18 protein-coding genes are annotated in these 26,039 nt (G+C 60.4%); 8 read left to right on the top strand and 10 right to left on the bottom strand.

What is annotated here, in order from left to right:
* Nucleotides 1-93 precede the first annotated feature (93 nt).
* Both PY308_RS08840 and PY308_RS08835 read left to right on the top strand, forming a co-directional pair.
* Complete coding sequence (locus PY308_RS08840; RefSeq protein ID WP_275790316.1) at nucleotides 94-594, top strand: cupin domain-containing protein; 501 nt, start codon at nucleotides 94-96, stop codon at nucleotides 592-594.
* Between the two features lie 40 nt (nucleotides 595-634).
* The gene (locus PY308_RS08835; RefSeq protein ID WP_275790314.1) at nucleotides 635-1,156 is read left to right on the top strand and encodes a GNAT family N-acetyltransferase; all 522 of its coding nucleotides are present in this window, start codon (nucleotides 635-637) and stop codon (nucleotides 1,154-1,156) included.
* 29 nt (nucleotides 1,157-1,185) lie between these two features.
* On the opposite strand, the gene PY308_RS08830 is transcribed toward PY308_RS08835, so the two are convergent.
* The 6 genes from PY308_RS08830 to PY308_RS08805 all read right to left on the bottom strand — a co-directional run bounded on the left by PY308_RS08830 (nucleotide 1,186) and on the right by PY308_RS08805 (nucleotide 6,640).
* On the bottom strand, nucleotides 1,186-1,509 hold the full coding sequence (locus PY308_RS08830) for a hypothetical protein (RefSeq protein ID WP_275790313.1): 324 nt from the start codon (nucleotides 1,507-1,509) through the stop codon (nucleotides 1,186-1,188).
* Between the two features lie 47 nt (nucleotides 1,510-1,556).
* Nucleotides 1,557-2,180 (bottom strand): riboflavin synthase, encoded by a 624-nt coding sequence (locus tag PY308_RS08825; RefSeq protein WP_275790310.1) that lies wholly within the window; start codon nucleotides 2,178-2,180, stop codon nucleotides 1,557-1,559.
* Entirely contained in the window at nucleotides 2,180-3,292 is a 1,113-nt protein-coding gene (ribD, locus tag PY308_RS08820; protein ID WP_275790307.1) for a bifunctional diaminohydroxyphosphoribosylaminopyrimidine deaminase/5-amino-6-(5-phosphoribosylamino)uracil reductase RibD, read from the bottom strand. Before ribD ends, PY308_RS08825 begins: the two co-directional genes overlap by 1 nt.
* Nucleotides 3,293-3,355: 63 nt before the next feature.
* The gene (gene nrdR, locus PY308_RS08815) at nucleotides 3,356-3,829 is read right to left on the bottom strand and encodes a transcriptional regulator NrdR (protein ID WP_275790305.1); all 474 of its coding nucleotides are present in this window, start codon (nucleotides 3,827-3,829) and stop codon (nucleotides 3,356-3,358) included.
* A 12-nt stretch (nucleotides 3,830-3,841) separates the two neighbouring features.
* Nucleotides 3,842-5,143, bottom strand: a complete 1,302-nt coding sequence (glyA, locus tag PY308_RS08810; protein WP_275790303.1) for a serine hydroxymethyltransferase — start codon at nucleotides 5,141-5,143, stop codon at nucleotides 3,842-3,844.
* A 180-nt stretch (nucleotides 5,144-5,323) separates the two neighbouring features.
* On the bottom strand, nucleotides 5,324-6,640 hold the full coding sequence (locus tag PY308_RS08805; RefSeq protein ID WP_275790301.1) for a L,D-transpeptidase family protein: 1,317 nt from the start codon (nucleotides 6,638-6,640) through the stop codon (nucleotides 5,324-5,326).
* A gap of 452 nt (nucleotides 6,641-7,092) precedes the next feature.
* On the opposite strand from PY308_RS08805, the gene PY308_RS08800 reads away from it, so the two are divergent.
* Genes PY308_RS08800 through PY308_RS08790 form a run of 3 tightly spaced genes read left to right on the top strand, consistent with a single transcriptional unit; the run spans nucleotide 7,093 to nucleotide 21,284 of the window.
* Nucleotides 7,093-14,526, top strand: a complete 7,434-nt coding sequence (locus PY308_RS08800; protein WP_275790298.1) for a hypothetical protein — start codon at nucleotides 7,093-7,095, stop codon at nucleotides 14,524-14,526.
* Nucleotide 14,527: 1 nt separating this feature from the next.
* A complete protein-coding gene (locus PY308_RS08795; protein WP_275790295.1) occupies nucleotides 14,528-21,004 on the top strand; it encodes a hypothetical protein in 6,477 nt (2,158 codons plus the stop codon).
* Nucleotides 21,005-21,035: 31 nt separating this feature from the next.
* Nucleotides 21,036-21,284, top strand: a complete 249-nt coding sequence (locus PY308_RS08790) for a hypothetical protein (RefSeq protein WP_275790293.1) — start codon at nucleotides 21,036-21,038, stop codon at nucleotides 21,282-21,284.
* Between the two features lie 73 nt (nucleotides 21,285-21,357).
* Here the strand turns inward: PY308_RS08790 and ldtR are convergent, their stop codons facing one another.
* The 4 genes from ldtR to PY308_RS08770 form a co-directional block, all read right to left on the bottom strand.
* Nucleotides 21,358-21,870, bottom strand: a complete 513-nt coding sequence (gene ldtR / locus PY308_RS08785) for a transcriptional regulator LdtR (RefSeq protein WP_275790290.1) — start codon at nucleotides 21,868-21,870, stop codon at nucleotides 21,358-21,360.
* Between the two features lie 130 nt (nucleotides 21,871-22,000).
* Nucleotides 22,001-22,438, bottom strand: a complete 438-nt coding sequence (locus PY308_RS08780; RefSeq protein ID WP_275790287.1) for a DUF6163 family protein — start codon at nucleotides 22,436-22,438, stop codon at nucleotides 22,001-22,003.
* A gap of 83 nt (nucleotides 22,439-22,521) precedes the next feature.
* Nucleotides 22,522-22,788, bottom strand: coding sequence for a DUF1488 family protein (locus tag PY308_RS08775; protein WP_275790284.1), 267 nt, complete (start codon nucleotides 22,786-22,788; stop codon nucleotides 22,522-22,524).
* A 128-nt stretch (nucleotides 22,789-22,916) separates the two neighbouring features.
* Nucleotides 22,917-23,261, bottom strand: coding sequence for a hypothetical protein (locus tag PY308_RS08770; RefSeq protein WP_275790282.1), 345 nt, complete (start codon nucleotides 23,259-23,261; stop codon nucleotides 22,917-22,919).
* 275 nt (nucleotides 23,262-23,536) lie between these two features.
* Between PY308_RS08770 and hemB the strand changes: the two genes are divergently transcribed.
* The 3 genes from hemB (at nucleotide 23,537) to PY308_RS08755 (ending at nucleotide 26,036) form a co-directional block, all read left to right on the top strand.
* Nucleotides 23,537-24,553 carry a porphobilinogen synthase gene (hemB, locus tag PY308_RS08765; protein ID WP_275790280.1) on the top strand — a complete coding sequence of 339 codons (1,017 nt, stop codon included), beginning with the start codon at nucleotides 23,537-23,539 and terminating at the stop codon, nucleotides 24,551-24,553.
* Between the two features lie 80 nt (nucleotides 24,554-24,633).
* Entirely contained in the window at nucleotides 24,634-25,098 is a 465-nt protein-coding gene (locus PY308_RS08760; protein WP_275790277.1) for an RDD family protein, read from the top strand.
* Nucleotides 25,099-25,265: 167 nt separating this feature from the next.
* Nucleotides 25,266-26,036 carry an arginyltransferase gene (locus tag PY308_RS08755; protein ID WP_275790275.1) on the top strand — a complete coding sequence of 257 codons (771 nt, stop codon included), beginning with the start codon at nucleotides 25,266-25,268 and terminating at the stop codon, nucleotides 26,034-26,036.
* Nucleotides 26,037-26,039: the final 3 nt, after the last annotated feature.

The raw sequence follows: 26,039 nt of genomic DNA, 5'->3' as shown, positions 1-26,039 counted from the left end.
CCGGACCTGTGGAATGCATCTCGCGGCCGGATGCTCTTGCCTTTGCAAGCGGCGGTGTACTCTGTACAAACTCCGATCGAAGAGGGAGAGAACATGACACAACTTGCAAAACCGGTCGTCGATCCGGCAGGGCTCACGCTCGACCACTGGCGGGAAGGCACGTTCTTCGAGTCCAAAGACGTCTCCTTCGGCGCGCGGCTCGGCCTCAAGGATCTCGGCATCAGCTACAGCGAAGTTCCGCCGGGCAAGTCCGGCTGCCCGTTTCACAATCACCATGTCGAGGAGGAACTGTTCCTCATTGTCAGCGGCGAAGGGGAATATCGGTTCGGGCTGAACCGTTACCCGGTCAAGGCCGGAGATGTGCTCGGCGCGCCGGCGGGCGGACCAGAGACCGCGCATCATCTCATCAACACAGGCAGCCTGCCGTTGAAGTATCTGTGCATCTCCACGAAGGCCAGGGCGGATATTGTGGAATATCCGGACTCAGGCAAGTTTCTCGCAAAGTCGAACACTGCAGGAGATGTACCGGGCTTTCGTTTCGCTGGCCGACGGGAAAGCGAAGTCAATTACTGGGACGGCGAACCGGGAATCTGATGGAATAGTGCCATCGAGCTTATAAGAGACACAACAGACCATGCAGACTGTTCCAACGATCGAGACCGACCGGCTGATTCTTCGTCCCTACCGCCGCGATGACTTCACAGCCTACAGCGCACTTTTTGCGGATCCCGAGGTAACACGCTTCATCGGCGGTGCGCCGTTCTCACGGGAGCAGGCCTGGACGCGCTTTCTGCGGCAGGTGGGCATGTGGCACTATTTCGGCTTCGGGTTCTTTGCGCTCCAGGATCGGGAGACGGGCCAGTTCATCGGCGAGGCAGGCTTTCACGACCTGCACCGCGTCATCACACCCTCGCTCGAAGGCACGATGGAAACCGGCTGGGCGCTGTCTCCCCGCTCGCACGGCCGGGGGCTCGCCACCGAGGCCGTTGGCGCTGCCTTGCGCTGGGGTGACCAGCAGTTTCCGGCTCTCCGGAAAACCTGCATCATCGACACCGCCAACCTCGCCTCGCTGCGCGTGGCCTCAAAGCTGCAATTCAAGGAGGCACGACGAACCGTCTATCACGGCGCGCAAGTCATTCTATTAGAAAAGGCGTGAGCAAAGTGGCCGGCGATGTGTGCGGCCAATCAAAAAACCGACAGTTCCATCTCGACCGCGCCTTCGTACAGATCTCCATCCTTGTATGGCTTTGAAACGAGACGGAAGATCTGCTTGCCGACCGCGAGCCGCAGCGGCTTTTCGAACGAAACCCACTCCCCCGCTGCGGCCGATCCGGAAAGAACCACATCGCCGTTGTGGCTGATCTGGATGTGCTTGTCTTCGCCCTTCGGCCCATCCTTCGGAAGCAGTCTTATCGCCTTCACCTTCACAGGAATTGGAACGACCGGGCCGGACGTGTAAGCGATCTTTCCGTTTTTCACCACAGCCTTGAAATCGCGGACAAGTTTCATGGCAAATTCCTTTCGTACAGGTGTCGGAGGGCGGTCATTGCCACTCTTCAGATTTCGGCTTTTGGAGCCGGAAACTCCGCAAGCCGCGCAGCATAGCGCGCCATTGTGTCAACTTCGAAATTGACCCTGTCGCCCGCCTTTCGTCCGCCCCAGGTCGTCACCTCAAGGGAATGGCGGATGAGGAGCACGTCGAATTCCGACCCCTGAACCGCATTCACCGTCAATGATGTGCCGTCAAGAGCGACGGACCCTTTCGGTGCGACGAATTTCGCCAGATGCTCCGGCGCGCGCAGCCGGAAGCGGGTTGCCTCGCCTTCGGCCTCCACCGACAGGATGTCCGCCATGCCATCGACGTGACCGGACACAAGGTGACCGCCAAGTTCGTCGCCGATCTTCAACGACCGCTCAAGATTGACGGGACGCCCGGGGTGCCAGGCAGAGATTGTGGTGAGCCGCAGCGCCTCTTCCCAGGCCTCGACCTCAAACCACCGACCATTCGCACCGCCGTCGGGCAGTGCCGTCACGGTCAGGCAAACGCCTGAGCAGGCGATGGAGGCGCCGATATCGATCGTTTGCGGGTCATAGGCCGTCGCAATCCGCAGCTTGACGCCTTCGTCGAGCGGCGTGACTGTCTCGATGGTTCCAATATCCGTGACAATGCCGGTAAACATCAGGAAGTTCTTTCATATTCATAGGTGTCGAGAAGGTCGCTGCCGACAGTATCCGTGCGCATGTGAACGAAGCCGAGCGGAACCAGATTGCGGTCAAGTGGGGATTGCACCCCGTTCTTGCCAAGGGCGACCTGACCGGTGAAAAGAAGAATGCGATCAACCAGCCCTGCATTCAGGAACATCTGCGCCGTGTGGGCGCCACCTTCTACAAGAAGCGAGGAAATGCCGCGCGTCGCCAGCGCCGTCAGGAGATCGCCGGGTGCTGCCGGATTGCAATTCACCACCTCCGCCCCGGCCTCTTCCAGCGCTGCGCGGCGGCCTTCAAAGGAGACGGAACCGTCCTCAGTCCCGCTCACCAGCAGCACGGGTACCGTTCGCGCTCCCTGGATCAGCTTTGAGGACAGCGGCAGATCCAGATCACTGTCGATGACGATGCGCAGCGGCGAGCGGTCTTCCAGGCCCGCAATGCGCACGGTCAGTTCCGGATCGTCGGCGATCGCCGTGCCGATCCCGACGAGGATGGCGTCCGTCTCTGCCCGCAGCCGGTGCACGACGTTCCGGGCCTCCGCGCCGGTGATGGCGACCTGCCCCTGCCCCTTCAAGCCGATCATGCCATCGGTGGAAACGGCAAGTTTCAGCGTGACATAGGGCCGGTTGTTGCGCTTGCGCATGAGGTAGGCCTCAAGCGCGCGCTCTCCCTGTTTTTCCAGAATGCCGGTCACGACCTCGATCCCGGCATCGGCCAGCATCTGCAATCCCCGCCCGCAAACGCGCTCGTCCGGGTCGGTTACCGAGACGACGACGCGGGCGATGCCAGCGGCAATCAGGGCCTCGGCGCAGGGCGGCGTCCTGCCGTGGTGGGAACAAGGCTCCAGGGTCACATAGGCCGTTGCGCCCCGGGCCGCGTCTCCGGCCTGCGCGAGCGCCTGCGTTTCCGCATGCGGCCGGCCGCCGGGTGCGGTAACCGCGCTTGCAATGACCTTCGGGCCTTCGCCGTCGTCACGGACAACCACGCAGCCGACAGAGGGATTGGAACCTGTCGCCCCGAGATTGACACGCGCGAGGGCAAGCGCCTCGGTCATGAACCGTTCGTCATCCGCACTGGCCGCCATGTCATTATGCCCCGTCTTGTTCCGAAAACAGAAAGGCTGCCTTGCCACTGAACTCTGCCGATATCAAACCCCGGGATCCCTGGCGATCTTGGCGCTGATTTCTGCAATCACCTTCTCGAAATCTTCGGCATGGGAAAAATCCCGATAAACCGAAGCGTAACGGACGAAGGCGACGTCATCCAATCCCTTCAAAGCCTCCAGCACCTGGATGCCGATCTCTTCCGACGGAATTTCGGTTTCCCCGGAGCTTTCAAGCCTCCGGACAATACCGGAAACCGCACGTTCGATGCGATCACGCTCGACCGGCCGTTTGCGCAGGGCGATCTCGAAGGACCGCAACAGCTTGTCCCGGTCGAAGGGCGCCTTGCGTCCGGTCTTCTTGAGGATCATCAGATCCCGCAACTGCACCCGCTCGAAGGTCGTGAAGCGCCCGCCGCAATCGGGACAGATACGGCGGCGGCGAATGGCGCTGCCGTCCTCGGCCGGGCGGCTGTCCTTGACCTGGCTGTCTTCCGATCCGCAATAGGGGCAGCGCATCCGCGGTTCCGCTTACAGGTAAGGATACATCGGGAACTGATCTGTCAGGGCGACGACCTTTTGCCGGACAGCCGATTCGACAGCGGCATTGCCGTCATCCGAATTGGCGACCTTCAGGCCATCGAGAACTTCGACGATGAGATTGCCGATTTCCCTGAACTCGGCTTCCTTGAAGCCGCGCGTGGTCCCGGCCGGCGTGCCCAGACGGATACCGGAGGTGACAAAGGGCTTTTCCGGATCGAAGGGAATGCCGTTCTTGTTGCAGGTGACGTAGGCTCGGCCAAGAGCCGCCTCGGCGCGCTTGCCGGTCGCATTCTTCTTGCGCAGGTCGACCAGCATCAAGTGATTGTCGGTGCCGCCGGAAACGATGTCGAGGCCGCCGGAGACCAGCGTTTCGGACAGGGCCTTGGCGTTCTTGACGATCTGGGCTGCGTAATCCTGAAATTCGGGCTTCAGGGCTTCGCCGAAGGCAACGGCCTTGGCGGCGATCACATGCATCAGTGGACCACCCTGCAGGCCCGGGAAGACGGCCGAGTTGAACTTCTTCGCCAGATCCTCGTCATTGGTGAGGATCATGCCGCCGCGCGGGCCGCGCAGAGACTTGTGGGTCGTGGTGGTGGCGACATGGCAATGCGGGAACGGCGACGGATGCTGGTTGCCGGCAACGAGGCCTGCAATATGCGCCATATCGACCATCAGCCAGGCGCCGACTTCATCGGCGATTTCGCGGAAACGCTTCCAGTCCCAGATCCGGGAGTAAGCGGTGCCCCCGGCGATGATCAGCTTGGGCTTGTGCTGGCGGGCCTTCTCGGCAACCGCCTCCATGTCGAGCAGGTTGTCGCCTTCGCGCACGCCGTAGGACACGACGTTGAACCATTTGCCGGACATGTTGACCGGCGATCCATGCGTCAGGTGACCGCCGGAGTTCAGGTCGAGACCCATGAAAGTGTCGCCCGGCTGCAGAAGCGCGAGAAACACCGCCTGGTTCATCTGGCTGCCAGAGTTCGGCTGGACGTTGGCGAAATTGACGCCGAACAGCTTTTTGGCGCGCTCGATGGCCAGTTCCTCGGCGATGTCAACAAACTGGCAGCCACCGTAATAGCGCTTGCCGGGATAGCCCTCGGCATATTTGTTGGTCATGATCGAGCCCTGCGCCTCGAGAACGGCGCGCGAGACGATGTTTTCGGATGCGATCAACTCGATTTCATGGCGCTGGCGGCCCAGCTCCTTTTCGATCGCGCCAAAGATTTCCGGATCACTGTCGGCAAGGTTGCGGCTGAAGAAAACATCGTTGGCGGCGGAAGAAACGCTCATTTCAAAAGCTCCTGGAGAGACTGTGGCACGGTGTTTATCGTCCTCGCATGGCAAGGGCAATACGGGCTATGCGATTTGCGCCATTTCCCCGTCAGCGCCGTCCAAATGCGGCAGCCAGACATGCGAAAGGCCGCGTACTCCGGAGGAATACGCGGCCTTTCGCAAATTGCGTGAAAGCGGTTACTGCGGCAGGACGGCGTCCTGCACCGGCTCGATCGCCGACGTCGTCTGCAATGCCAATTGCTGTTCGCCATCCATCTCGTAGATATCGTCGCGGAACTCGACCACCCCGTCCATCGGAGACCATGCCGTGATGTACTTGAAGTAGACCGGCACTTCGACGGCCAGCTTGATCGGCGTATTCGTGCCCGAACGAATTGTCGCCTCGATCTGCTGGCGGGAAAAGCCGGGCGTGTCGCGAAGCAGCCAGGTCGTCAGGTCTCGTACATTCTGCACCCGGACGCAGCCCGAGGATTCAAACCGTGCCAGTTTGTTGAATAGGCCCTGCGACGGCGTGTCGTGCATGTACTCGTTGTTGGGATTGTGGAAGTTGATCTTCGTCGAGGCCATGGCGTTGATCTTGCCCGGATCCTGCCGGAAGGTCAGGTTCGGCGCCTTCTCGGCGTTCCAGTCGATCGTTTCCGGCGCGACCTCGTTGCCCTGACCGTCGATCAGGCGGATGGCGTTCTTCTTGAGGTATTCCGGATCCTTGCGCATCAGCGGCACGATGTCCTTCTCGACGATCGAGCGCGGCGCGGTCCAGTATGGATTGAGAATAACTTCGTAGATCTTGGAGTTGATGATGTGGGTCGGACGGCTGAGACGGCCGACAACGGCCTTGTGGCGCTGGCCGACGCGGCCGTTCTCGACCACTTCGATGTTGGCCGCCGGAATGTTGACCATGACATAGCGCTGGCCAAGATCGCCCGACATCGACTGCAGGCGAACAAGGTTGGTGTTCAACTGCATCAATCGGATATCGGCCGAAATATTCATGGCCTTCAGCGAAAATTCGCCAAGAACGCCGTCGGACGGCAGGCCGTGCCGGGCTTGGAAGCGCTTGACCGCGCCATCCACGTAAGAGTCGAACGAGTTCGACATGCCTGCAGATTGCGGCAGATCGCCCGAAATCATCAGGCGCTGGCGAAGAGCCTGCACGGACGGGTCGGAGATGCCGAGTTCGAGACGCGTCTGGCCGGGATTGACCTGCGGCCAGCCGCCGGCCGACGCGATCCGCTGATACTGGCTGATCGCCGCCTGGGTATTGTAGACGGTGTCGGGGCTGAAGGTCGGATTGTTCGATACGACAGCAGTGGCAGTCCGCGACGCTTTGGCATCGAACTGGTCGTCCCAGATCCCGCGGCGGGGTGCATTGATGATTTCATCCAATGCGTCCTGTGCCAGGGCACCGCCCGCCCATGTCGCTGCGCCAAAGGCTGCGGCCGAGGCCAGAAAGCCGCGGCGCGACAAAGCTTCAATACCGTTTTTCTTCGACATAAATCCCTACCATTCAATCCTGCGACGCACCTGCAGTGCTACCACATATACGGTTAACCAAACGCAAATCGGCGCCCGTCGTTCTGCTTCGCCATATATTTACACCGGCAAAAATGCCGGCTCCCGCTCATCGAGTAACGACATATTCCGAGGCCGGAAGACGAATATCTGAGCGTCGTGGCTGTCACAGTAATATGGCCGATTCGTGTCGCACCGCTGCGCCATCGGAGCAATCCGCCGCATGCCGCCGCGGCTGTGTGATTCCGGCACTTTTCCAGATGCGTATAAAGCTGCGCCCATCATGACGGATGGCCTGCAGCCAGCCTCAACCGATTACACGCACAATGCAATTTTATAGTGTATTTTACATATCAAATTTTACTTTACGTTGTATTAAGAATATGCATTATGACGAGTGATCCGTTACGTCGCAACCTTGGGGAGATTGCAGCATGGTGCTGGCTTTTCGGCTTTACGGTGATTTTTACTGGCCACCCCACGCCAAGGTCTCTGATCTCGATGGGGAGACGCGTCGGGGCACCGTTGAAATTCGCTACCAGGAAAAAATTGCGGGTGGCGCATTGCGACCGCTTCTCCGCTGGATCCCGGGCAGTTCAAAGGGCGATCCGGGAAAGCCCGGTGACATTCATGAGAGCCTCTTCAAAATTGAGCCGAAGAAGGCGGTTCAATGGTTCGCTGACAACGCCGAAAACGACTGTGCAATCTGGATCGACGCCGGCGGGGATATTGACCAGGATTGGGTATCCTTTCGCGGCGCCTTTCTGATCGACCAGTACAAGGTTCCGGAGACCGGCGGCGACGCGATCCTCGATCTCCGCTGGCCGCTTGTCCGCACTTGCCAATATTTCCGGGATATAACGACCTTTTCGGGCCTCGTCGTCGGCAGGGCAAAAGGCCCGCGATACTATTTGGACCTGAACCTGCCGCTGCCGGCACGGCGAACGACGCGACCTGGCAAGAACGAAACGAACCCGGCGGCTTTTCCGTTTGGCGCCGTTTTCGAGCCCGGCAAGGACGATATCCTGCAGTTCACCACGCTGGTCGGTGGATGGATCGGACGGGATGCAGTCCCGTCCGTCAAGACCGAAGATCTTGATACGTCCTTCGTTTTCGCAGATGACCGTTTTCCCCACACACGGCTCGGAAGCTTTGGATTTGCCGCTCGAGGAAGGGTTCAAGACGGACACTTCGCTGTCTTCGATGGCCAGCAGAAGGAGGTGAAGATAGCGGCCAAACAGTACTGGCCCGACGATTCCCGGGTTTTCACGCAGGATATGCTGCACTGTTTCGGGTTTTCCGCCGATGCCGCTTCCACGGCATGGCTGACGCTGAAGACGGAGGGTTCGACGACCGATCTCAGCCTCCGTTTCGAGAGAACACCCGATGCGCGAAAGCCAGTCCTCGTCTATCGCGTCTCCGTCTCCGGACAGACGGGCAGATCGGGCGACATCAAAAGCGATGAAAAGACGCTGAGCCTCAGGCTACACGAGGAGACCGGCGGGTGGGTCGAAACAGGCGATACCCTGCGCGCCGATTGCCGGCTGTCGTGGGACATAGAGGATAAGAATATCTGGACGTCCGGCAATTGGACGCCTGAAGTCGACCTGACTCTGCTCTGGCACAACAGTCTCACCGATGACGAAGCCCTTCGCGACCGACCGGTCAAGCCGTCGGGCAGCGGCATTGGTATGCTGCGCGCCGCGACGCGTTCATCCCGCCAGGCGCAGCAAGGACTGCAGGTCAACGAGCCGTCGCACACGGCCTCTTTTCTTCCCGACCTGCGTGCGGCCGGCAAACAAAAAATATGCTTTACGCTCTACGGACCGAAATTTCGCGCAGGCTACGACCTTGAGGCGGCCGAAGCGATCTGGGGCAACCGGAAACCCGAAATTCCCTTTGTCCGCCCGCCCTTGCGTCTCACTCTGGCGCGGGTTACCGATCTCATTCCATCCTCGGACGATACGAAGGGCCTCGGCGACAATAGTATGGCCTTGATTGCCAGTGGCCAGAACTTCTTTTCAGGTAAAAACGATGTGGCAATCGTGCTCACGCGGGACGGCGAATGGGCGGAGGCGGCGAAGCGGACCGAGGATCGGACGCATCTCGCATCCTATCTCGTCGAGCAGTTCGAGCCGCAGCAACCATGGTCGGGGCGTCTTTCCTCGCTACGATTTCAGAACGCTGCTGCGGACGATCCCGACCTTGAGAAGCACGCAGGCAAAAACGCCTACAGCAAGCCTGCGGACGACTTCTCGGCCTGGCTGCGGATAGGTGCAAGCACCTCCGCAACAGGCAGACGGGCGCGCACCGGCGACGCGCCCGTTGCAGTCGCGCTTCGTCTTTTTCTGCCTGTCAGCGACATAGAGCCGACCGGCCTGGATGTGGCGCGTGCAGACAGGACGAACCGCCCTCTTCCGCTTCTCATCGCGCAGGGCAAAGCCGGCAAACCTCTCTCCGGCACCAATTACTGGCTTGCCGTGACGGAAAGCATCGGTGACCAGCAGGACCGGCGGATCGAGGCGGATATTTACGAAAGCGCCCCGGAAGCCGGGGAACGCGTTTACGTCGTCTTGTCTGAAGATCCGTTTTCGATCTTTCGCTATGTCCATAAGCCGCTCAGCGATCGCGGCGACGCGGGATCGGCGTCCGTTGCCTATTATTCCGGCGACGATCGTATCTGGCAGTATCGGAAGGTCGTCGATCACTACCATTTCACCTTTCCGCCGCAGGCGGTGGGAGAGAGCGCCGACAAGCCAGGGCGGCTGGAACTCCACGATCTGCTTGCCGCCGGCAAGGACGATCCGAGCGATAGTCTGCGGCCCTATGTAAAAGATCCGGAAAATCCCTCAGACGGACTGCGGCGGCGCGCCGTCGAATTCAGGCTGACGCCATCCGCCGAAATCTGGATCCGTCCCAGCGATGTCGAGCGCGGCTATTTCATGCCGGAATCGGCAAGTTACGAACTTTTCCGGCAAAGGGGCGAATACGGACGGGGCGCCGCCCTCGCCTTTCTCCGGGCCGAATTTCTCTACGGTCTGCCCGTCGGGATCGACGTATCGAAGGAAGGTGCGGTCTCCAGTCAGGCACGGGTTGCTGAAATCGAGGCGCTGACGGGCAGGCTCGCCGGGCCGGCAAGGGACGCAAAAGCCGAGTCGAAGCTCGCCAGTCGGTGGATCGCCCTCTCCCGGGCGGCCAGCCGCCGTCCGGAACGACTGGAGATCTGGGCGCGTGATCCCGGTTCCAAAATCGATTTCACACCTGCGCGCTTTTCAAGCGGCGCCGCCTTTTCCCTGCGCGGCACGGCGCTTCACCGCCCTCCGCTTGAAAAACTGGAACAACCGGAAGACGGCAGGCTCTGGCCGAGAGCAGGCGGAGGCGAACCCGGCGCTGATAGGAACAAACCGCGCAGCCACCCGCAGGGTATCAGCGGCGGCGCTCTTTGGCCTGTGGAATCCGTCAACCTTTTCAATGCACTGATGAAAAACCCGGAATGCGTTGGCGGAACGATCGAATCGATTGCTCTGTCTCCGACCGGTGGTGATGCCGTGCAGAAGGCCAGTTTCCTTCAGGGCGTGGTCACCATCATCAGCGAGACGCGCAACGGCTTCATCGAGCGGCAGAAGGTGGAGGTGAACGGCAGGATCGGCGCATTCTGGCACCGCGCCAAGCACGTCGTCGTCTACGAGCGGACCGTGAACATCCCCGCCCAGTTCGCACCTGAATTCGGCGATGACCCGCATCGCTCGCGGTCGCGCCGGCCCATTCTTCGCAAGGTGCGCGAATATATCGAATTTCTGCAACATGAGAGGACCTATCCGGATTTCAGCAAGGCTACGACCCGCCATGCCGGCTTTCTCGAGCGGGTGCGCTTCAATTCCAAAACCATCAATGTCGACAGCAACTGGGCGAGCGAGGTCGGAGAGCACGGCTGGAAAATTCCACTGTGGAACCGCCATAGTGCAAAACAGCGCCCGCAAGTCTATCCGATGCCCGATGTCGCGTTCGTCACGGTGGCGGAGGGCGATGGCGAAAAACCCGTCGTGTCGCAGGAGTGCCTCGATACCGATAACCTGTTCTTCTTCTGCGACTTCGGCGCCGGCGGCGACACCGATGCCTGGAATGCGCGGCCGGGTATCGACTTTGCCGACATGCCGGCAGCAGCACAGCTCGCTGCCGTGGCGGATGCACCCGCGGCGGCTCCGCAAAACGGCGAGCGTCGCAAATCGATCGGTCGCTTCCTGCCGGGTCTGCGCCGCTTTACCTGGCGGCTTGCTCCAGCGGCTCAGAAGACGGCGATCAATGCCGGACGGTTCGGCAAGCCTGTCTATGTCGGCCTTGAAAGCGTCAGTTTTATGCGTGCGACACAGGCGGACGCAAAGCATGCCGAATTGCCGAACCCGCTGAAAACGATCCTGGAAAAGGCCCAAAAGCTGGGCGCGCCTCAATCAACCGAGGATACATCTCTGTCCCGCTGGAATCTGGACGGAACAGGTGCAGCGACGCCTGCGGCTGCAGCTTTCTCTGACCAGGTCGCAACGCTTCTCGCGGCGCTCAAGTCCGGAGATACTAAGGGCACCAAAGATGCACTGCAAACCTTGAGCGGGGCGTGGGAGCCAGCTCTTAAACAGGTTGTCGATATACTGGTGCCGCAAGGCAACGCGCTTGCAGAGAAACTCGGGGATTGGAGTAAAATAGAGCCCCCGGCTATCGGATTACAAAAATCCGCCTGCGAAAAACTGAAGTCGGATGCCGTTCTGGCGATCCGGCGAAAAGAGATGCTGGTCTGCACGGCGCTTGGCGACTGGATTGCGGGTGTCGACGCTGTTCTCAAGCCGATCCAGGACGACCCCGATCTTACGAAGACGCTGGTGATCGATGCGCTCTGCGCGGATATCCAGCGCCATTTGAAGCCGCTTTTTCTGGATGCCGGGGCCGACATCGGCAAGCTCGGCGAAAATGTCGAGAAAGCGCGGGCTGTCCTGCTCGATTTCGAGCAGGACCTCGACATCATCATTCAGCGTGCCCGCAAGCGCACCGAAGACTTTGCCGCTGCCTATGACCGGGAAAAGCCATGGTCTGCCGAAAGGCGCAGCAATTTCCATGCGGGGTTGCAAGCCTGTATCGGCAATATCGGCCGCGACATATCGGGAGCCGTCGACGAGGCGCGGCAGCGGCTTGCCATCGAACTGGACGATGCCAGCCAGGCCGCTGGCGGCCACATCGCCAAGGCGCTCGGAGCGATCGCCGGCAGTCATGTTGCAATACCCGCTGACCTGATGCTCCTGAACCCAGCCGTCACCCGCCTGATGGATCCGATACGGGTCGAGCTTGATAAGCTCGCTCCCTCCGCTGGCGTCGGCGAATTGGCAAAGGTGCGGGCGGACATTGCCAACGCCGACATCAGCCAGGATCTGAAGGATAAGGCGCAGGCGACAATCGAAGGGCTGGAGGCTGCAATCGCGACGGTTCGGGACGCCGCTGCCGAGGCCGAGGTCGCGGCTGCTACGATCGACACACTGGCGCAGGCCGGGGCCGTCGCTCTTGAAACGGAAGTCAAAGCGTTCAAGGCGGCGCTGGCCACCGGCATCGAAAACCTCGGCAGTTCCGCGCAGTCTCTGCTCGACCTCGCCGCCGCTCTTGCTGACACTGCCGCACAGGATCTTCGCAGCGACATTGCGCGTATCCAAAGGGAACTCGACGGCCATCGTGCCAAGCTCGCGGATCGCGTGGACAGCGGACTGACGAAAATCGGCTACGCGGTCGATCCGACCGTTCGCGCCACTGTCGAGTGGCTTGCAACGTGGATGCCGGCGATGCAGCAGCAGATTGCCGAGCTTCGGAAGACGTCGACCGTTTATTTCGATGAGATAAAGGGGGTTTTCGGCGCCGTGCAGGCGGCCCTCGGCCCCGAGGCGCTTCTCGACAGCATCGTTATCAACAAGTGCATCCGGCCCGCGATGGAAAAGCTGCTTGCGGCCCTGTTCGAGAATGGTTCGAATGACGTCGCCAAGATCGGCGAAGCGTTGGACGGGCTCGGCAAGGAAACGGCCGACGCGATCAGAAAACTTGACGACACGGCGCTGGAGGGCGTCGCGTTCATTTCGGACATCTGTGGTGTTCTTTTCGAAAGTGCGGACAGTGTCATCAGCTATATCAAAGGCGTCTCCACAGACGCCGCGGCGTTGTTGGCTAAAAGACTGAAAAGCCTCTCCAAGCCCTTCAGCGACATGACGCGTCAGATCGAGGAGGTTCTGAATGCAGGCGGCGATCTGGCCGCTCAGGCAGACCGACTGACGACGGCCGTCAAGGCTTTCGATTATTCCGTGCGGGGCCTGCAGAACGATCTCTCGCGCACGATGGAAACCGCCCGCATGTATGGCGATCGTGTTTTCGATGCCGCTGCCGGTCTTGGAGACGGCGGACTGATGGCTGCCCCGTCAAATATTCTCAGGCTCTATTCGGCAGCCAGCTCGGCGCCGGAACTCGCCGCCATGAAGGCGGATATTGATCGCATTCGCGCCAGTTTCGACGAAATACAGGATGCCATCCAGACCACCGAGGCAAGCGCCCTGTTCGATCGCCGGGGCGACGGCCTGAAGGCGCTGGGTCTGACGCTGCCTTTCAATCAGATCGGCGATCGGCTGGTTCCTGCCGACCTCACGCGATTCGATATCGGCAAGGTCTTCGGCAATCTCGGCGGCATCGATCTCGGAAATCTGTTCAAGACCTGCAAGATACCCGAGGGCGTAAGCGATGCCGTCCGCATCAGCCATGATTTCGACAAGGCACAAGCCCGCGCCTGGGTGCAGATCGATATCGACGTGCCCATGCCCGGGCGTTGGACGCTCTTTTCGCTCGGCATATTCCAGATCGATTTCGTCGATATGCATCTTACCGGCCGGGTGCGTCTTGAAGCCTCCAAGGATCAGAGAGAGATAACGCAGACCGGGTTCAGCCGGATCGGCACGATCATCGACGTGGTGGTAGCCGGCCAATCCATGGTGCGCTTCGAAAAGTTCGGCCTCAACTTCACCCGCGAAAGCGGGCTGAGGACCGAATTCGACCCGAAGGATATCCGCCTCAATCCTTCCTTTAAATTTATTCAGGATTTTCTATCGTCCCTGTTCCCGCGGGAGGTCGGCGGGCTGAAGATCGTCAAGCAGGACAATATTCCCGTTGGCATCGAACATATCTTCGCCATACCGCCGATGACGCTCAATTTCGGCACCAGCGGCATATCGAACATCTCCATCGAAAATCACTTCAAGCTGCTGGCCTTTCCCGATTTTGCCCTCGCCAACCGCTTCAATCTCTCCACCCTCGAGCGTCCATTCATCTTTTCGATCTTCATCATCGGCGGCACCGGATATATCCAGATCGACACGGAATACCGGCCTTTCGACAATCAGTTGACGGTCAATGTCGAGGCGGGCGCTGGCGGCTCTGCAGCCCTTGCCTTTGCCATTGGCCCTTTCGTCGGCCAGGTTTTCATCACGCTGTCGGGGGTGATGACCTATCGCAAGATGATCGGCGGGCCAGGCGGCGGGCTGTCGATCGCCGTGGTGGTGGTCATCGCTGGGCAGGTGCAGGTTTGCGGCATGGTCTCGATCGGCATCACGCTGATGTTGCGCCTGAGCTACCGCGACAATGGCGATATCAACGGCCAGGGCACGCTGTCCGTCAGCATCCGGATTTCCCGCTTTTTCAAGATCACGGCCCGCGCCAATGTCGACTACAAGCTGCGCGGCGGCAAATCCGAGACCTCCGTGAACACTGGGGTCAGCGCCTCAACCACTCCGAAACTCGACGCCCGGATCGAACAAGCCCGGCAAGCTGTCGACCAACTCCAGAGAGCGAGCAACTGAAATGGCGCTCACGACACCCATCATTCACTGCCTCTTCGATGCCGAACCGGAGAGCTTCCATTCCGTCGATCCATCCTTGAAAAGACTGGCCGTCAATCTGGGGTTCGAATGCCAGACCGACATCACGCTCGCGGATATCCGCGCCGGCGAAACAGCGGCGGCAAAAAGGGGAGAACTGGCAAAGGACGAAGATGCTGCAAAAAGTCTGTTCAAGACCTTTGCAGGGGCTGTGCAGGCCGTCCGGTTCGCCATTTTCGAGGTGAAGCCGGAGGGGGAAACACGGTCCGTTACCGCGGTGGACACAGCCGCCGCCATCGCGCGGCAGATATCCGACGCCCCGGCACCGGATGCAGCGGAACATGTATCACGATGGCTTGACATGGCGGCGCCTGCGGACCCCGGCATCCGCCACTACTGGGCTACACCGGCCACCAGTCTCACCGAGACGAGTATAGAAGCAACCGTCGCACCGGCCACCTACAGGCTGCGCGCGGCACACTCCTGGAATGCACCTGTTTCTCATCGGCTGGGGCTCACTCATATTCTCGAAGTGGCCGGCACGGAGCCAAGCCACTCCTATGCGATCCTGCCGGTCTTCGGCGATCCGGCAACTGTTCTTTTTCCAGAAAATCGAACATCCGACGGCGCTTTTTGCGACTTCACCTATGACCCGGGCGGCGGCGTTGGAGAAATCATTTGCCGCACCGAGATCCTGCCAGCGCCGGGTGCTTTCACGCTTTCGCCGGAAACGGTAAGCCCGTTCCTCGATGCCCAGGGTTACCTGAAGGTTGATGCGCAGGCCGAAGCGTTTTGGCGCAGCATGACATGGTTCGAAGCGCGCGCTGCATCCCTTATGTCGCCGGTTGCCGTTCTTGCAGGTCCCGGCGCCGGTACGAACAGCTGGGGCGACGAGGCGTACGACGCGCTGTTTTCATGGAGCGAGGCACTCGACGGCGACGTGCTGGACGCGCCGGCCGCCGCCTGGCTTGCGGTGACCGGGCTTTGCGCGGCGCTCGATATGCTTGCCATCGGGACCATGAAGCCCGTTTCTGAAACAGCGACCATGGGTGAGGTTCTCGCACCACTCGTTCTTGCCCTTGCCGATGCTCTTCCTGCCAGACTTGGCATCGACTACAGCCTTGCCGATAAGGACAATGAAATCAGCATCCTCGCCGGTATGTTGAGAGGCGCGATCTCCGCTCAAAACGCCGTTTTTCAGCGACAGGATATGAGCGACGCGGCGAATCGGGAGCGCCTGTGCCGAAACCTGCGTCACCTCCATGGAATCCCGTCGAAGCCGAACGCATCTCTGGAAACGGAGTTGCTGAACACGCTTCTGGATTCATTCCAGCACGGTATTCCAACCAGATTGAGTCCCCCGCTGGCTTCAGCCCTCACCGAAAAGGGCGCCGGCGCATCGATTCTCCGCAAAGCGCTTGCTGACGTCGAGCAAAGGCTGCAGGACGAGACCGGGGCGGAGACGACCATCCTGCGGCTCTTCGAAACGGAGGCGACCGCGGACGCAGGGTCCAGAGAAACCGCCATTGCCGGACTTTTTGCCAGTCTCTACGCCGGCCATGTCGGACGCACCGGCGACGCGCCGCTCGCCGCCGCCGTTGAGCTTGCATTTTTGCAGGCTTTGAAGAGCTATCGGACCCTGCTGGACACCGCCTTCAACGGAGCCGAGGCGATACGCCGCGCCGCATCAAGCGAATTCACCAAGGCGCTTTTGTCGGTCGCAACGCAAGCCGGACAGTTGGTCGAAGCCGTGCGGCAGTCGGACTATTACGGTGAACGTCTGCTCGGCCCCGCCGAAGGCGCACCCTCGATCTTCGCAGGTATTATCACGAGGCTAGTCGCGATCCCGCTTCCTGTAACGGTCGACGGGGAGAAGCTGACGGATTTCATGAGGGATGGCTATCAAGCCGCAGTCGCCGAGATAGACGATCTCGTTCACGGCGGGGTGCGCTTTGTCCCGGACAGTGCGCCCGCACCCCTGCCGATCCAGATCGCGGCCAATATTGACGGGCAGGACATGGAGCGTTTTGCCCGCGCCTTCAATGGCATCGGCATTGCTATCCGCAGGATGGATGCGGAAGCCGGTGCGGCTGCGGATGGATGGGCGCATGCGAGCCTCGCCGATCTCGCCTGGCCCGCGTCGTCGCCGCCAAAAGCGCAGCAAAGGACATCGGCTGCGATCCATCCGCTGCTGCCCGGTACCAGCGATGGCCGCGGGCCGATGTTTATCGAATACGAGGGGCTGCCGCTGGCGGCGGAGACATTCGCGCAGACCGCCGCCGAGGCTGTAGCTGCAACGCCTGCAGCACAGACACCGTTCTACGCGCATGAAACCCATGATCCGAGCGCTTTGCCGCTGCCCGGTTTTGCCAAAGTGCCGCGTCTCGCCTACGGGCGAACGTTCCAGACCTTCAGCTTTGCAACGACGAATGCCGGAACGCTGCCTTATGATCTGCAGGATGATGATCTGCAGGATGGTTTGCCCTGGATGCCCAAACCATCCTTCGGCGCACCGGCCCTGGACGGAAAACCCGATCCGCGCCTCGTCCTGACGACCCGCTATCAGCGCCGCACGGCCATCGGGCAAATCGCGATGACGGAACCCGGCAGCCAGCCGCGTCGCATAGCAGAGCCTCTTCCGGGGGTGTTGCCGCTTTGCGACGACTATCCGCGAACGGTTCTCGCAGCGGAGGGGCATCCCGGCGTGTGCGATCTCTTCCGCAACCGGGACGGCAGGGGGAGCATCAGCGTGTCGTCCGGTCCCGGGGTTGTTTTGGACTGGAAGCTGGCGGATGTCACGTTCACGGGCAAACCGCTTTGTCTTGTCGCCCGTTTGTTCAACGCCGCCCCAAGCGGGCCGGTGGACACAGGTGTTGGAAAAATTCGCCTGAAATGCCCGTCCGGTTTCGATTTCACCGCCGTTAAAGAGATCTCTTTCCGCCTGGAAAGCCGGGAAACAGCCACCGGCCAGATCGTTCGGCTTTTTTCCTTCATCTGCGGCGAACTGACGGGAACATTTCAGTTGGCACAAGGAACGGAAATTTCGGAGGGCTGGATCCGCCTGGCTCTCGAGGCAGACGCAGCCTCGACGCTGGGCTTTGCGACGGCGGACGATCTGAAGCCTTATGAGCCCGCTGCCCCTCTGCTTCTGCTGGCGCCGGACGATACGGTCTGGAAGGCGGGCCTTTCCTCGACGGTCGATGTTCAGATCGATACGCCGCGCATCGGCTATCTCGATTTCGACCGCTGGTTTTCCAATGGCAGCCTGCTGAAACGCAGTTTCCCCGGGAAGAAAGACACGCTCGACGAGACGGCGGCAAACAATCTGAAGCGGGCTCTCCTGACGGCCTATGTGCTGCGAGACACCGATGAAAATCTGCCGCGTTTTCTCGACCGGCTGCCGGATCCGGCCGTCGAGGCCATCCAGATCCAACTTGCAATCCAGAATCAGCTGGCAGGCCCCTCTACGGCGCAGCACAGCGCCTTCAACACCATCAGCCTTTCCGGAAAACTGCTTGATATAGCGAAGTCCATTCCTGCCGGGGTGATCTGGACGCCCGACCTTCTGAAGACGCACGTCTTTCAAAAAATCGAGACCGCGTTCCGCATCACGCTCTCTGTCAAGCCTGGGCCGTTCGGCATGTTTGACGACGGGGTGACGGTGCAGGTTCCTGCCGGAACGGTAGCTCGGCTGTCGGTCGACGCGCTGGTTCCGGGCCGGCATTTCCAGCCGGACGGACACCATCCACCGGTCCTTCACGAAGGTCTGAGGCAGCATGCCGGACGCGTCATTCCAATCAAGGGAGAGACCGCGCAGGGCTTTATGGCCTATGCCTGCACGGCGATGCGCATCGAAACGATGTTCGACGGCATGCCGGAGCTTGCTCCCGATGCCACTGGCGAAGCCACAAAGCCGGCCATCGCGCTCGCTGAAAGGATGATCAAGGTCAGGCCGATCGCCCAATCCCGGCGCTACGATATTCTGACAGCGAAGGGGAAGAACGAACTCAATACGGATTCCCTGCGGCGGCAATGGCAGCTTCTGGGTGAAATCGGCATTACCACGCAACGCTGGCGGCCAAGCGGCAGGCCGATCTACAATCATATCGCACCCGCCGAAGCACATGATATCGCAGCTCTTTCGGACCTTTCGGCAGACGAAGCCGCCCATGCGGCCGTACCGGTTCGTGCGGATGACGATGTCCTGCATTTCGAGCGGGAGGCATTTTTCGATCGCCCGGACATCGACGCCCAGACCGTAACACAGCGACTTGCGCCGATGCCCGCCCGCACCGTGCTTGAGCAACATAACTGGGACGCGCCTTCGGCCACCTATTTTCGTCACCGCTTCACCCTGCGATCGCGGTATGCCGGCGCACTTGCAAGCGCTTCCCGCCGCGAGGTCAAGGCGTGGGTCACGGATGCCAGGCAACGGACCTTGCCGTCGCAGGCGTGGACGCTGCGCGTCGCCATGCTGGCCGAGTTGTCACGTCTGGTTCTCACCCGTCCCCAGCAGCGAGCGCTCATTCCGTTGACAGCCGCTGCCATTTCGAACGACGCCACGCCGGCCGCGCCGCCGGTGCTCAGTATCCTGCAGGAACCGCCTTTCTCCCGCGGGGGGCTGGCCGACCGGATCGCAGCGGAAATCAAGACCGGGTTCAGCTACGGTTTTGCCTCCGGCGATGCCGACGCCACCTTGGAAATTCTCGATTCGAGGAAGGAAATCGGCCCTGATCCCAGGCTGAGCTATCGCCCCATGCCAGCCGACGTGGCCCTCGAAATGGCGCTCAATGCCGAAGGCCCGGCCGGTCTTACCTTCGACGCTCCCAACGCGCCGGGTGCCGCTTTTCCGAATTCCCTGCTGTGGCTTTCCCCCGTCAGTCTGACAGGCCGGACGCTGGATCTGGAAGAGCATTTTCTTGGCGTCTCGATGCGCCGCTATATCGACCCGAACTGGACAGTGCCGCAACCGGTTTCAGATCCGGCGCGGCTGGACGGAGAACGGTGCTGGTGGATCGAACGGCGCATGGCGGGTGCGAAAGACGGCAAACAGGTCATGTTGAGCTATGGCAGCGGCGAAGCGGCGACGGAGCTTCTGACCCTGGAGAGTACCGGCGATACCCACACGGTGACAATTCTGAAAGAGGCCGTCGACGGCATTGCCGGTGCGTCGGAAAAGGTTGCAGCGGTCACCCGCTGGAGCGGAGATCAGGTCCGCAGCTTGATCATTCTCCACCAGCCGACGACCCCGGGCCGCTATTGCCTCTCCGTCCTCGCCAGGCCAATCGGCAAACCGAACGTCGCACAGGGAAACAGCAACACGCCGCTTCTCATGTGCAGTGCCGATTGGTCTCCGGCCAGAGGGAGCCCTGTGACGCTCGATGCGAAGGGGGCCACCGCGCTGAGCGCCCTGGTGAGCGCACCAACCTTTCTCGCCTGGACGCGGACGGCGCGAAATTTCGATCTCGTCCACACGCCGGATGCCGGCAGCACCCCGGACGCACCAGTCAAAATTCCAGTGCGAGACTTGTTCGGACAACTCGACGCGCCGTCGAACACGCTGACCTTCGACCGAAGCAATGTTGCCCGTCGCACCTGGATCTGCTCATCGACATTTCAGAAACCGGTCCCGCTCCACGTTCATCGGCATCTTGCCGTGCTGACAACGGGCTTTCTCGACAGTCCCGGGCGTCCGCTGGAGCAATATCGGCGCGCAGCTCTGCTGACGGGCAGGACAGTGACGCTGCCGCACTCCGATGGAACTGCAGACACGGCCGAGAACTGCCTGCGGATCGTCGAATTCGAGACCCCGGCCGCAATTCTCTGCGGCAGCGATTTACCCGTGCCGGATGTCTATAAGCGGGCCTATTTCGATCTGGTGTCCACCGGCTTTGCCCCGGGCGAGGACGGAGCAGCCTGCGCCCGCCTGTTGGTCCGCTTTGCCGGGCCGCCTGCGCATGTCGCCCGGTTCGCTTCCTTGGCGATCAGCCTGTGCTTTTCGGAAAATGGATCGGAAAAGCATGTCATTCCCGTCGATCTGAAAGCAGCCGGCGCCACGCAGCACGTTGTTGCCATCGAGCTTCTCCTGGAGCGGCCATCCGGCAACGACCTGATCGCCTACCGGCCCGTCCTTGTCCTGTCGGACGGTGAAAGCAGGGTTCTGGATCCCGTCCCCGCATCCAACGCGCTGGGGCTGCGGGCCGCTGGCAACAGCCATCCGGGCTTTTTCCTCGATATTCTGGCGAGCGGCGGCAGCGGCGAGTTCTGGGCAGACGTCTCGTTCCTCCACGCGCCGCGCCCGAATCTCGATAACAGCTTCGACTTCAACTGGCTGTTCTCCAGCGCTTCGGGCTCTCCTCCGGCGCTCGACGTGAGCCCTTCCGGACTGAACAGGATGGTCGAGGCGCAGGCCCGGATCGTCGCCGTTTCACCGCCCGTTCCCATTCATCCGAAGACATGATGATCGACATCACCAACCAAGGAGAAAACCCATGGCATTTACCATCTACGTGAAAAATGAGGGCGACACCGCAACGGTGCGCGTGTTTCAGCGCATCAATAACAGCGAGTCGAAAAATGTCTTCGAGGGCATCATTGAACATGACGACCGCGTCGCGGTGCAGGCCTTAGGCACAGCCGATGACGGCGACGAGCGCGGCGAGTTCATCTGGCAACATGAAGGTTCTGGTCTTACCAACCAGCAATATGTGAACAAGGACGAAGAATTGCGCGTGCAATAGACGATCGCCCCCTCCTCTACCAGAGGACGCGACGGGTGCGCCTCGCGCACCCGTCAGCACTGTATGGCGAACATTACAGCTTGTAGAGCATGGTATCGTTCCAGAAGCGGTCGAGGCGCTGCAGGAGCTTGTTCATCTGGCCGAACTCGTCGGTGCCGATACCGCCGACTTTCTGGATGGAGCCGATGTGGCGCTCATAGAGTTTGGCGACCGTTTCGGCGATCTCCTGGCCATCGTCCGTCAGGCTGATGCGGACCGAGCGGCGGTCGATGCGCGAGCGCTGGTGATTGATGAAGCCGAGGTCAACCAGCTTTTTAACATTGTAGGATACGTTCGAGCCGAGATAGTAACCGCGCGAGCGCAGTTCGCCTGCCGTCAGTTCGGAATTGCCGATGTTGAAGAGGAGAAGCGCCTGGACGGCATTGACGTCCGAACGGCCCTGGCGATCGAATTCGTCCTTGATGACATCGAGCAGGCGACGGTGCAGACGCTCGACGAGATGAAGGGATTCCATGTAGAGCGAGCGGATCGCATCTTCATGGGGTTCTTTGACGGAAACGACCTGTGGTTTCATTTTAGCGTTCATGATGACTGCCTCACTGTTTTGTTTGGCGGTGTGTGTTCTCTTCCCGCCTTGAGACAGACACTATCGAATACGTATAAAATTCGACTTAAACTACAGCCTTAACAGCGCCTTACGATTCACAGCCGTTGTCTCAAGGTAAATCAATTCTTGCTGCCTTGGCCCGCCTTGCCTTTTGAACGGCGATCACGACGCGAAAAATCACGAACACCGTTGCGACCGCGCCGTGCAAAATGATGAGCAGCGGCTTCTGCCCGAACACCTGCGGATAGGCCCCGAACATGGCAATCTCCGCGGCAGCGGCGACCACCCAGAGGACCGGGCCCCATGAGACCAGAAGCCAAAGTCCAAGGGCTGCAACCGGATAAACAACGGCAAGCGCGGTCGCCGCCACCCGCCACGGCACGGACAAAAGATCGAAACGGCCGCTTCCCCCGAACGAAAAGCCGACTAACAGAGCCCAATAGTTCAACCCGAACCAGAAGCATGCGACCGCCACCAGACGCAACAGCACACTGAAAGCGATTTCGGCCAGCGACAGTTTCGGGATTTTTACAGAATCAGAATCCATGACGCACAGGATAGGCGGCGCGGATGCGGTTTGCCAGACTGGGATCCCGAATGTCGATAAGACAGCCAAGCGCCATCGGCACGCTATCTGAAATTCGACAGGTCCAGCAGCACCGTGGATTGGCGCTTGCTGTTATAGGCCCGCTGCGCCACGTCAAGAATCTTGACGCGCATCCGGTCGAAAGCATCGAGATAGTCCCGCTCGCCCGAGGTGCGGGCAACAAGATTCTTCGACAGAACGTCGGCGGCTACGAAGAATTTCACTTCGAACATACCGTCATAGCCGGTGAACCGAACCCGCCTCTTGGTTTCATCATAGCTGCGGGCATTGTTCGGGAAGGACAAGGTCATGGTGTACTTTCGATCTGGTGGGCACGCGCAGTTACGACATGGCGAAAATGACGATGAAAATCAGGGAAACGACCAGTGAAGACCGGATCAGGAAAAGCCCCACGGCAGATATGGACGGCGGTCCAGCCCTAAACATCGTCGCGCACGACGCTGTCGGCCTCCGATTGTGGGACGACACTCTGTCGGGGCATCTTCGGCTCCGGTTTCCAGTTATAGACTGCGATGCCCGCTGCCGTGCGGCGCGGCGTGTCCATGGCTGAAAACGCTTGATCCGTGCCGACGCCGATACCCCGCAGACGTGCGCTGTCGGTCCTGACCGAGAGCCTGAGGCGACGATGCAGAAAGGAAAGCGTTTCGTTGGGCTCCAGGAAAGATGCGCGAAGCGCTATCCGTCCGGAACCGCGACGACCGGTTCGACCGATCGGTCTCAGTTGGATGGAGCGAACGAAATCTTGATGAATCGTGGAAGACAAGACGTCCTCCTTTTTTGAGGCCAGGGTAAATGCCCCGAAGCGGCAGCGCCCGCACAAGATACTGCCGAAGAATTGAGCATGCTCCCATTGCAGCCGAACCACAAGACAATTGTGTCTCACGTCTCCGACAGCTGGTTGAGGGAGCAAGCACAAGGCGTCGCCCACAGGATGTCGTCCCTGGCAGCAGGCAACATGCCGCATCTCAACTATTTTCCTTTGGCCGCCTCGCATGGTAAACCGCGACCAGACGACCAAACTGACGGAAGACGGCGGCCATGACGGATAAGACTGACCTTGTGGATATCATTACCGGACATCGGCGCATGCGCCGCAATCGGAAGGCCGATTGGACGCGCCGCATGGTGCAGGAGAACCGGCTGACAGTGGACGACCTGATCTGGCCGATCTTTATCGTTCCGGGATCCAACATCGTCGAGCCGATCGCGGCCATGCCCGGCGTCAACCGACTGAGCATCGACAGGGCCGTGGAGGCAGCGAAAGAGGCAGCCGATCTCGGCATTCCCGCGATCGCGACCTTCCCGAACATCGACATGTCCTTGCGAGACGAGACCGGCTCCAACAGCCTTGCCGCCAACAACCTGATTAACGAGACGACACGGGCGATCAGGCGAGCCGTACCGAATATCGGCGTCATCACCGACGTAGCACTCGATCCGTTCACCAGCCACGGCCATGACGGCATTCTGCGCGATGGCGACATCGTCAACGACGAGACGGTCGCGCAGATCGCACGCGCCGCCATCATTCAGGCTGATGCCGGCGCCGACATCATCGCGCCGTCCGACATGATGGACGGGCGCATCGGCGCCATTCGCCAGGCGCTGGACGCGGCCGGCCACCAGAATGTCAGCATCATGGCCTATGCGACCAAATTCGCCTCCGCCTTCTACGGTCCCTACCGCGAAGCGATCGGCACCGGCGGGCTGCTGAAGGGCGATAAGAAAACCTATTATATCGACCCCGCCAACGGCACCGAGGCGATGCGGGATGCTGCACTGGATGTCGAGGAAGGCGCCGACATGCTGATGGTAAAGCCCGGCCTGCCCTATCTCGACATCTGCTGGCGCATGAAGGAAAATTTCGGCCTTCCCGTCTTTGCATACCAGGTTTCCGGCGAATATTCGCAAATCAAGGCTGCGGCGGCGAATGGCTGGATCGACGGGGAGCGCGTCATGCTGGAAACCCTGCTTTCCTTCAAGCGCGCCGGCTGCGACGGGATCCTCAGCTATTTTGCCATGGACGTGGCTCGGATCCTGTCAAAGCGGGGTTGATCAGAAGCTGGGACACTGCACCATTTGCATTTTCGGGCCGAACTTCCCATATCCCAGACTGTTGAACATGGAGAGTGTCGATGAGTGTACAGGACGAGAATTTGCGAATTCCGAGCAATGACTGGCGTGCCTATCAAGGCGTGCTCAGCCGCCGCGTGATTGCGTTCGTCATCGACTATGCGATCGTCGCTCTTCTCTGGATCCCGGCCGCCGTCGTCGTTTTCTTCCTCGGCATCCTGACGCTCGGCTTGGGCTTCATGCTCTATCCGGTGCTTTTTGCCGGCCTTGCCATGCTGTATTTCGGCCTGACGGTCGGCGGCGCGAAACAGGCTTCGCCCGGCATGAACATGATGGGTCTGGCAATCGCCCGTGTGGATGGCAGGCCGATGGATTTCCTGACGGCCATCGTGCACCTCGTCATTTTCTGGATCGCCAATGCGCTGCTGACGCCGCTTGTTCTTCTCGTCGGCCTGTTTACCGACCGCGGCCGGCTGCTCCACGACCTTCTGATCGGCACCGTGACGGTTCGGCGGGACGCCTATTGATCAGCGCTGTCGGCGGGTGGTATCACCGCCCGCCGCGTGTCTGACCCGGCGGCAAGGCCAAATTTTTGCGCAGCAGCGAGATTGCGGGAAACTCGCAATTGACCTTTTTCAATCTTGCGCCATGCTAACGGTTTCGACGCGGCCACGAAGAGCGATTTCCGCAGCATATGAACACGCAAACGACACCGGCTCCCCAATTCTATCTGACTGCACCGGCGACCTGTCCCTATCTGCCGCAGGAGATGGAACGGAAGGTCTTCACCCACATGGTGGGCGAACGGGCGCCGGAACTCAATGACCTCCTGACGCAAGGCGGCTTCCGCCGGTCGCAGAACATTGCCTATCGTCCTGCCTGCGAGACGTGCCGTGCCTGTATATCCGTGCGTATCGTTGCCGGCGAGTTCATGCCCACCCGCTCCATGCGGCGCATTCTTGCCGTGAACAGCGACGTGGTCTCGGCCGAATATCCGGCCGAGCCTTCCAGCGAGCAATACAGCCTGTTTCGCCGCTATCTCGATCACCGCCACCAGAAAGGCGGCATGTCCGACATGTCCGTGCTGGATTATGCGATGATGGTGGAGGACACGCATGTCAATACGAAGATCATAGAGTATCGCCTGAAGGTGGAAGGCGATGGCATCGGAACGGCGCGAGGGCCGCTGATCGCGGCGGCCCTGACCGACACGATGGGCGACGGTCTCTCGATGGTCTATTCCTATTTCGACCCTGCCGTGGCGCATCGTTCACTTGGCACCTTCATGATCCTCGACCATATCCGCAAGGCACAGGACCGTGGCCTGCCACATGTCTATCTTGGCTATTGGGTCAAGGGTTCACGCAAGATGGATTATAAAACAAAGTTTCTGCCGCAGGAGCACCTTATGGCCCGCGGCTGGGAGCGCTATACCGAGGAAAGCGCCTCTGCCGAATCGGATTGAACC

The sequence above is a fragment of the Pararhizobium gei genome, from assembly GCF_029223885.1.
In the GTDB taxonomy this organism is placed as follows: Bacteria; Pseudomonadota; Alphaproteobacteria; order Rhizobiales; family Rhizobiaceae; genus Pararhizobium; species Pararhizobium gei.
This window is presented reverse-complemented; position numbering and strand designations above follow the sequence as displayed.